At 60.1% G+C, this 8,089-nt stretch carries 9 protein-coding genes; 5 read left to right on the top strand and 4 right to left on the bottom strand.

Annotated features, from left to right (window positions below; translation table 11 throughout):
- A partial coding sequence (locus AC1D06_RS33580; RefSeq protein WP_477990161.1) for an L-iditol 2-dehydrogenase occupies positions 1-638 on the top strand: 638 nt, incomplete at its 5' end.
- 51 nt (positions 639-689) lie between these two features.
- Positions 690-1,637 (top strand): AraC family transcriptional regulator, encoded by a 948-nt coding sequence (locus tag AC1D06_RS33575; RefSeq protein WP_477878513.1) that lies wholly within the window; start codon positions 690-692, stop codon positions 1,635-1,637.
- 216 nt (positions 1,638-1,853) lie between these two features.
- Here AC1D06_RS33575 and AC1D06_RS33570 read toward each other — a convergent pair whose 3' ends face one another.
- Complete coding sequence (locus tag AC1D06_RS33570) at positions 1,854-2,033, bottom strand: hypothetical protein (RefSeq protein WP_477878514.1); 180 nt, start codon at positions 2,031-2,033, stop codon at positions 1,854-1,856.
- Positions 2,034-2,120: 87 nt separating this feature from the next.
- Positions 2,121-2,300 carry a hypothetical protein gene (locus tag AC1D06_RS33565; protein WP_477990160.1) on the bottom strand — a complete coding sequence of 60 codons (180 nt, stop codon included), beginning with the start codon at positions 2,298-2,300 and terminating at the stop codon, positions 2,121-2,123.
- A gap of 115 nt (positions 2,301-2,415) precedes the next feature.
- Between AC1D06_RS33565 and AC1D06_RS33560 the strand changes: the two genes are divergently transcribed.
- Positions 2,416-3,327, top strand: coding sequence for a LysR family transcriptional regulator (locus AC1D06_RS33560; protein ID WP_477878516.1), 912 nt, complete (start codon positions 2,416-2,418; stop codon positions 3,325-3,327).
- A gap of 7 nt (positions 3,328-3,334) precedes the next feature.
- Here AC1D06_RS33560 and AC1D06_RS33555 read toward each other — a convergent pair whose 3' ends face one another.
- Positions 3,335-4,921, bottom strand: a complete 1,587-nt coding sequence (locus AC1D06_RS33555) for an acetolactate synthase large subunit (protein WP_477990159.1) — start codon at positions 4,919-4,921, stop codon at positions 3,335-3,337.
- A 164-nt stretch (positions 4,922-5,085) separates the two neighbouring features.
- Here AC1D06_RS33555 and AC1D06_RS33550 point away from each other — a divergent pair, with 164 nt between their 5' ends.
- Together AC1D06_RS33550 and AC1D06_RS33545 are read left to right on the top strand one after the other, a co-directional pair.
- The gene (locus AC1D06_RS33550) at positions 5,086-5,388 is read left to right on the top strand and encodes a hypothetical protein (protein ID WP_477990158.1); all 303 of its coding nucleotides are present in this window, start codon (positions 5,086-5,088) and stop codon (positions 5,386-5,388) included.
- A 1-nt stretch (position 5,389) separates the two neighbouring features.
- On the top strand, positions 5,390-5,944 hold the full coding sequence (locus AC1D06_RS33545; protein WP_477990157.1) for a type II toxin-antitoxin system VapC family toxin: 555 nt from the start codon (positions 5,390-5,392) through the stop codon (positions 5,942-5,944).
- Here the strand turns inward: AC1D06_RS33545 and AC1D06_RS33540 are convergent.
- On the bottom strand, positions 5,941-8,016 hold the full coding sequence (locus tag AC1D06_RS33540) for an ASKHA domain-containing protein (protein WP_477990156.1): 2,076 nt from the start codon (positions 8,014-8,016) through the stop codon (positions 5,941-5,943). The genes AC1D06_RS33545 and AC1D06_RS33540 overlap by 4 nt on opposite strands.
- Positions 8,017-8,089 lie beyond the last annotated feature (73 nt).

Here is an 8,089-nt window from a genome sequence, read left to right as displayed (position 1 = left end):
CGGCTAGCGAGCTTGGTACATTCGCTTATGCGCTGGCTATGGATGTCACTTCCCAGACCTCGATCGACGCTGCCATTGCCGCAGTTGAAGAGAGGACCGGCGGCATCGACATTCTGATCAACAATGCGGCGCTCTTCGATCTCGCCCCAATTGTTGAGATCAGCCGAGCGAGCTTCGACACGCTCTTCAGCATCAATGTCGCTGGCACCCTCTTTACGTTGCAGGCGGCGGCACGCTCGATGATCAAGCGCGGCCAAGGCGGCAAAATTATCAACATGGCGAGCCAGGCCGGACGTCGTGGCGAGGCGCTTGTCGGCGTCTATTGCGCGACGAAGGCTGCCGTGATTTCGCTTACCCAGTCCGCGGGCCTGGATCTTATTCAGCACGGCATCAACGTCAATGCGATCGCGCCCGGCGTGGTCGACGGCGAACACTGGGATGGCGTCGATGCAAAATTTGCCAGATATGAAAACAGGCCAATCGGCGAGAAAAAACGGTTGGTCGGCGAGGCGGTGCCGTTTGGCCGAATGGGGACCGCGGAAGATCTGATCGGGATGGCAATCTTTCTCGCATCCAAGGAAGCCGAATACATCGTCGCCCAGACATACAATGTCGATGGTGGTAACTGGATGAGCTAGTGGCTATAAGTCACGGAAGCCAAGTCCATTAGGATAATCAGAGCTGCCAGGATGAGCATCTCAGCTGCAACGAGTCAGGGCCACGTTCCGCACAAGGGTGCGTCGCAGTTGGCGCCGAAATTCGAGCACATCCTCACCACCGAACACAATACCTTCCTATGGCGCATCGATGATTACCCATGGGCGAATTCCCTGTGGAATTTTCACCCTGAGATCGAGATCCACCTTATCCGCTGCTCTTCCGGCACGGCCTATGTCGGTGACTATATCGGCGATTTCGGACCTGGCGACCTGACCGTGATCGGCAGCAACCTGCCTCACGATTGGGTTTCGCATATCGACAAAGGCGACAAGATCATAGCCCGGGATCTTGTCGTCCAATTCGATCCAGACAGGCTGCAACAAGCCGGGTGCCACCTTCCCGAGATCAAGTATCTCAGCAGGCTGCTTATCAGTGCTCAGCGAGGACTGAGATTCTGCGGCGCGACAGCGCAGCGAGCGGCTGATTTGCTCGAAAGTATTGGCGGTGTCACCGGATTGGAACGGTTGATCCGCTTCCTGCGAGTCCTGGAATTGCTGGCCTATTCCGATGAATGCGAAGTTCTGTCCTCGCCTGATTTCTCACCCAATCTCGACGCCGCAACGCTGGACACGATGCAGCGGGCAATTCTCCATATCCACGGCCATTTCACTGAGAAAATTCAACTTCCCGACGTCGCGTCTGTTGCCAATATGTCGACCAGCACATTCAGCCGGTTCTTCAGCAAGAATACCGGTCGCAGTTTTACCGACTACGTATCAAGCCTTCGCATAGGACGGGCTTGCCGGCTTCTGTCCGAGTCCGACACCGCGATCACGGATATTTGCTATCAAGTGGGCTACACCAACCTATCCAATTTCAACCGCACTTTCTTGCGCCAGGTCGGCAAAAGTCCATCAGCTTACAGGAGAGCCGCCCACGCAAAACACGTTTCCATAGAAGACAATACCCTCGACTGATCGCGACAATGCAACAATCGAGTCCTCCGGCGCAGGCAGATTGTGCACTCATCACCCTGTGATGGCGATCATGTGATCCCATTCTGAAATGCGAGAGACGCGGGGAAATAAACGCTTGCGGGATACTGAAAATCAAAAAACAAAAATTACAAAAAATCGAAAGCGTTTCGGGATTCGATGCGAGCCTTCGTCACCGAACCCCGAAACTAACAGGCATCACATTTCATTCGCGCGCTCCGCAGCCGGGAAGCCGACGTCCTTCATGACATCGTAGGGCACGGATTCGATCGAGCGCATCAACCGATATTCCGCCCACTTGCTGCGGATGAACGAGAGGAAGCCGGAATGCGGCCGCGGCGTGCCGGAATACCGGCCGGTAATCGTAACAGTCGTCATTTTCGTTGCCTTTCAAGGGGCTGGGGTTCATCTGACTTATTTAGTATCCGCCTGTCTTACATATAAGACAAACGAATATGCCTTATGCTAGTCTTCAAGGAAATTGATGAGACGGTCCTGGTTCGGGCCGGCACCAATGTCCCTGGCGATATAGTTCGGCAGGCGCGAGAGCTCGCGACGCAGCTTGGCTTGGCGGTGTTCAATCCGCGCCTGGCGGATGCGGCTTTCGAAGAAATCGGCAATTGCTGCCGTTGAGGTCAGTCTCATTGTCTTGCTCCTTTTGGGGTCCATCTGCTTGACGACTTGACTATCGGATTTATTTGATGTTCAATCAAACGAAATGGAATGATGCTATCGTTCAGATTTTTTGAAGGTGACGGTCATGGTCAATCCGCTTCCCGCTTCGCTTCCCATGCTTGAACTCGATGTGATGAGGACTTTTGTGGCGATTGCCGAGACCGGCAATTTCACCACTGCGGCGGAAGCGGTGTTCCGCACGCCGTCGGCCGTGTCGATGCAGATCAAGAAGCTCGAAGATACGCTGCGGGTCAGCCTGTTTCGCCGTGACGCCCGTTCCGTGACGCTCACCCATCATGGCGAAATCCTGCTCTCCTATGCCAAGCGGATGATCGCGCTCAACAATGAGGCCGTGTCGCGCTTCATCATGCCGGAAATGAGCGGCATCGTTCGTCTCGGCGCACCTGACGATATCGGCGAACTGATGCTGCCCGGCATCCTCAAGCATCTCTCGGAAACCTGGCCGCAGCTCGCCATCGACGTGACGATCGAATCCTCCGCCAACCTGCACAAGATGGTCGAAGACGGCCGGCTCGACATGACGCTCTACAATTTTCAGAACAGCGTGCGCGCCGATCCTGCCGAGAAGGTGATGACGGAAAAGCTCGTCTGGGTCGGCAAGCGGCATGGCCAGGCGCATCTCAAGACGCCGCTGCCGATTTCGGTCTGGGATTCCGGCTGCATCTGGCGTACCAAGGCGCTTGAAGAGCTGGCGGTGTCACGGATCGATTTCCGCATCGCTTACTTCTGCGGTAGCCATATGGGCCAGACAGCCGCGATCCGTGCGGACATTGCGGTTGCGCCGCTCGCCCGCTTCCTGGTGCAGGACGATATGGTTGTGCTCGGCGAGCGCGAGGGCCTCCCAGACCTGGGCACCTATGATGTCGGCCTTGCCGTGCGCGAAAATCCGCCGGCGCCGGTTGCCGCGGTGGCGAACTATGTCCGGACGTCGCTGGGTGACTATAGCCAGCAGCAGCCGGCTGCGGTGGCGGCTTAGGCCGTCTTCAGATCACCGCTTCGATCAGCCTGGGGCCTCTGCCTGATATGGCCGAGCGGAAGGCGTTTGCAAAACCCGTGACGGTGTTGGTGCGGACGGCTTCGACACCCATGCCCTCGGCGAGCTTGACCCAGTCGAGATCGGGATTGCCAATATCGAACATGCTGAGCGCCTTCGGCCCGCCATTGCCGGCGCCGACACCCTGCAATTCGTCGATCAACACGCGATAGGCGCGATTGGCATAGATGACCGTCGTCACATCGAGCTTTTCACGCGCCTGGGTCCATAGCGATTGCAGCGTATACATGCCGCTGCCGTCGGCCTGCAGGTTGACCACCTTGCGATCGGGGCAGGCAAGCGCCGCGCCGGTGGCGAGCGGCATGCCGCCGCCGATCGCGCCGCCGGGCACAAGGAGAGCGTCGAAGGGGGCTGCCGTTTCGAGAAGCTGGTAAGAACTGAAGCTGCTGGTGATGCCTTCATCGACGACGATGGCTTGGTCCGGCAGGAAATGGCTGACCACGCGGGCGATGTCGACATTGGTGAGCGGCCCGTCGCTGGGCACGGCGGATGGCGCAAATGGCGTGAGCCTGAGGGCCTGGTCGGTGCGAAAGGCCGCCGCGACAGCTTCCAGGGCGGCGACACCATCCTCATGCGGATGGGCAAGCGCCAGCACCCGGCAGCCCGGTGGCGTGAATTCACTCGGCTGGCCGGGATAGGCGAAGAAGCCGATCGGTGCCTGGGTGCCAACAAGGATCAGCGTTTCAAGGCCGGCAAGAGACTGCACCGCCTGGGCGGCGCGATAGGGCATGCGTTCGACCGTCGCGCGGCCGGCGCCGCGTTCGATGCGCGGCGTGAACGTGTCGGCCAGTAGGCGCGCGCCGGTCGCCGTGGCAATCTTGGCCGCTGCGGTGAGCCCACGGCCATGCAGGACGGCACCGCGCAACAGCAGCGCTGTCTTGCCGCGCTGAAGTGCGGCCACGGCAGCGTCGATAGCATGAGCGGCGACCTCAGGCGCTCTAGGGACGGGAAGTGGTCTTGCCGGGCCCTGTGCTTCGTTCCAGGCCGTGTCGGCCGGCAGGATGAGGCTGGCGATCTGGCCGGGCGGAACCTGTGCCGCCTGCACCGCCCGTGCCGCATCGGCGGCCACGTCGCGTGCCTCGCGCGACGAGACTGTCCAGTGGGACACGGTGTTGGCATAGGCTTTGACGTCGCTTGTCAGCGGCGCGTCGTAGCGCTGGTGATAGGTCGCATGGTCGCCGATAATGTTAACCACCGGCACGCCGCCCTTGCGGGCATTGTGCAGATTGGCAAGCCCGTTGGCGAGACCTGGGCCGAGATGCAGCAGCGTCGCCGCCGGCTTGCCGGCCATGCGGGCATAGCCATCGGCGGCACCGGTGACGACGCCCTCGAACAGGCCGAGCACGGCCCGCATGCCCGGCACGCGATCAAGTGCGGTGACGAAATGCATTTCCGATGTGYCGGGATTGGCAAGACAGAGTTCGACGCCGCAATCGACCAGCGTGCGGAGCAGGCTCTCGGCCCCATTCATCGGCCTGGAATCGACATCCGCCTCAACGTCTTTGCGCGCGTCCATCGACCGCTCCTCCCGTCCTGTCACCCAATTTGCAACTGTAGCGGATTTGGGTGGGGACGCCAGCCTCAGTCTTCTATGTTCCAGCCATGATGTCGCGATTGAGTGTTCATCACTTTGCTGTTATTGTTAGCCAAATTGATGGTCGTGGCTAACGGGATTTCGGGATGAAAGCGGCAGCGCGGAAACAGGAGTCGATGGTCGAGAGGCGCGTGCCTGAACTGGCCGCACTCGTCGAACCTACGATGAAGGATGCCGAGGAGCAGGGTTTCCTGGAGACGAAGGAGAGCCGGGTCACGGCGCGCGTGAGTGCCAGGATGATCGCCGCTGCAAAGGCGCGGACTGGCATCRGCTCCGATTCCGATCTGGTAAAATTCGCCCTTGCTCAACTGGCTGTCGAAGACCCGTTCAAGAAGGCGTTTCGCGAGCTGGAAGGTTCTATCGATCCAGGTATCGATCTGGAGTTCTGATTTGTCCGGCTTCGATTTTGACGCAGCTTTGCGCTGGGCGCGAAGGTTTCCGAACAGCGGTTTGGCGAGGCGATCCGGCTCTGCGCTTCAGTTCTTCGATCCGCGGCAGTTCGATCAGATTCTATTGCTCGACACCTCGGTCTACATAGATCGCCTGCAAGGCAAGATTTCTGCAGAACTCCGCCATTTCCTGGAATCGAATGCCCACAGTCACTCCACAATCTCACTGCAGGAAATCATGTTGACGGTCGGGGTTCTTGATCCCGAGGATATGCGCACAAGGTCAGTCGTCAGCAAGATTGGGGCACTTGTCGAATCGATCCACCCACATCGTCTTCATCAACCCGACATCGATACATGCGGGCGCGCCGCCCTGTTGGCTGGCACGCTCAGTCGCATTCAAGGCTATAGCAAGGAGCATCGTGCCCGGGCGCTCAGTGATTGCACGCTGTTCCTGCAGGCGCAGAAGCTCGGCACGACCTTGCTGACCCGCAACTACGCCGATTTCGATATTCTCCTGCAAATGATCCCCAGCGGACGGGTGCTATTCTATTAGCCCCGCTCGCGCCGCCGCCTGCGACCGCCGCCTTCATCACTGCCGGCTGTGATGACCTTGCGTTCCGGCAGGGTAACGACCTTGGCGAGTTCCGGAAACGCATCGACCTTGTTGGGCATGGCCATGGCGTCGATGAAGAGCTGCTGGAAATGCGGCTCCAGCGCGGTCTCGATCTTCTCGATCTTCTTGACCATACCCTCGATCTCGCGGCGATGGCCGCGATTGAGCAGCGCCATCAGCGCGCCGGTGCCGGCGGCATTGCCGACGGCCTTGACTTCGTTGAGGTCGCAATCCGGGATCAGGCCGAGCACCATGGCGTATTTCGGATCGATGAAGGAGCCGAAGGCGCCGGCGAAGCGGATCATGTCGACCTTTTCGACGCCCTGCTTCTCCATCAGCAACTTGATGCCGGCGTAGAGGGCGGCCTTGGCGAGCTGGATGGCGCGGACGTCGTTCTGGGTGACGGTGATGCGCTGTTCGCCGTCGCGCAGCAAGTAGGAGAAGGTGCGGCCGTTCTGGATGATGCGGGGGCTCTTTTCAGCCATCGAACCGTCAACGACGCCGTCCTCCGAAATGACGCCGGAGAGATACATTTCGGCGACGACTTCGATGATCGCCGAGCCGCAAATGCCGGTGACGCCGGTGCTGGCGGCAGCCTCTTCGAAACCCTCTTCATCTGACCACTTGTCGACGCCGATGACGCGATAGCGCGGTTCCAGTGTCATCGGATCGATACGGACGCGTTCGATGGCGCCGGGGGCGGCGCGCTGGCCGGAGGAGATTTCGGCGCCTTCGAAGGCGGGGCCTGTGGGCGAGGAGGCGGCGACGACGCGGTTCTTGTTGCCCAGCACGATCTCGGCATTGGTGCCGACATCGACGAGCAGCATCATCTTGTCCTGGCGGTAGGGGCCCTCCGACAGCGTCGCACCTGCCGCATCGGCGCCGACATGGCCGGCAATGCAGGGCAGCATATAGACGCGGGCGCCGTGATTGACCTTGATATCGATCTCATGCGCCCAATATTGCAGCGCGCCGGAGACGGCGAGTGCAAACGGCGCCTGGCCGAGCTCGGTCGGGTCGATGCCGAGAAAGAGATGGTGCATGATCGGGTTGGCGACGAAGACCATGTCGAGGATATCGCTGCGATCGACGCCATTCTCCTCGCAGACCTTGCCGATCAGACCGTTGACCGCTTCGCGCACGGCGATGGTCATCGCTTCGCGGCCGTCCGGGTTCATCATCACATAGGAGACGCGGCTCATCAGGTCTTCGCCGAAGCGGATCTGCGGATTCGACGTGCCGGTCGAGCCGATGATGCGGCCCGAGAGCAGCGACACAAGATGCATGGCGATGGTGGTCGAGCCGATGTCGCAGGCGATGCCGTAAGCTTCGTTCTTGAGATCCGGCCATAGACCGACGATGAAGGGTCGCGATGAATCCATGTCGCGATGGATGGCGGCGGTGACACCCCAATTGCCCTTGCGCAGGGTCTTCTGCACGTCGGGGATAATGTGCGGGGCAATCAGCAGGTCCTTCCAGCCCCAGTCTTTTTCGAGCATGACCTTCAGCCGATCAAGGTCGCCGAGCGGCTTGTGCATGTCGGGCTCGTCTACTTCCACGTAGCAGAGCTGGATTGCAGCATTGCGCTCGATAACCCGGTCGCTTGCAGCCTTGCGGACCACCTGGGCGTTGACGACGGTATCCTGCGGCACGTCGACGACGAGGTCGCCAAGAATCAATGCCGAGCAGGAGAGACGGCGATTTTCCGGCAGGCCGCGGACGCGGTCGTAGCGCTCTTCTTTGGCGCCGCGCGGGGAGATATGGTCGTTGGAGGAGACAATCTTGTGTTTGGCGAAATTGCCTTCCTGCACCTCGATCTGACAGCGCCCGCAAGTGGCGCGGCCGCCGCAGACGCTTTCGACATAGACGCCGAGCTTTCGCGCTGCCTCGAGGATGGGAGTGCCGACCGGAAACCGCCCACGCTTGCCCGAAGGCATGAACAGAACCAGCGGATTCTCGCTTGCGGCTTCGGCCATGATCGACTCATTTCCCGACGTGTCGTCGTAACGCATTCTCATGTCTCCGAGGAATCGACGCCCCCCGGCCTCTGTTCCGTTCCTGCCAGATTGCGCTTTCGGCGCAAAC

The sequence above is a fragment of the Rhizobium sp. P2_G2 genome, assembly GCF_056403555.1.
The sequence above is the reverse complement of the archived record's forward strand: the minus strand, read 5'-3'. Positions and strand labels throughout refer to the sequence as shown.

What these genes read in the sequence shown, in the direction of transcription:
- AC1D06_RS33565 (WP_477990160.1), bottom strand. Translation starts at nt 2,300, where the DNA reads ATGAGACTGACCTCAACGGCAGCAATTGCCGATTTCTTCGAAAGCCGC.
- AC1D06_RS33560 (WP_477878516.1), top strand. Translation starts at nt 2,416, where the DNA reads ATGGTCAATCCGCTTCCCGCTTCGCTTCCCATGCTTGAACTCGATGTG.
- AC1D06_RS33570 (WP_477878514.1), bottom strand. Translation starts at nt 2,033, where the DNA reads ATGACGACTGTTACGATTACCGGCCGGTATTCCGGCACGCCGCGGCCG.
- AC1D06_RS33540 (WP_477990156.1), bottom strand. Translation starts at nt 8,016, where the DNA reads ATGCGTTACGACGACACGTCGGGAAATGAGTCGATCATGGCCGAAGCC.
- AC1D06_RS33575 (WP_477878513.1), top strand. Translation starts at nt 690, where the DNA reads ATGAGCATCTCAGCTGCAACGAGTCAGGGCCACGTTCCGCACAAGGGT.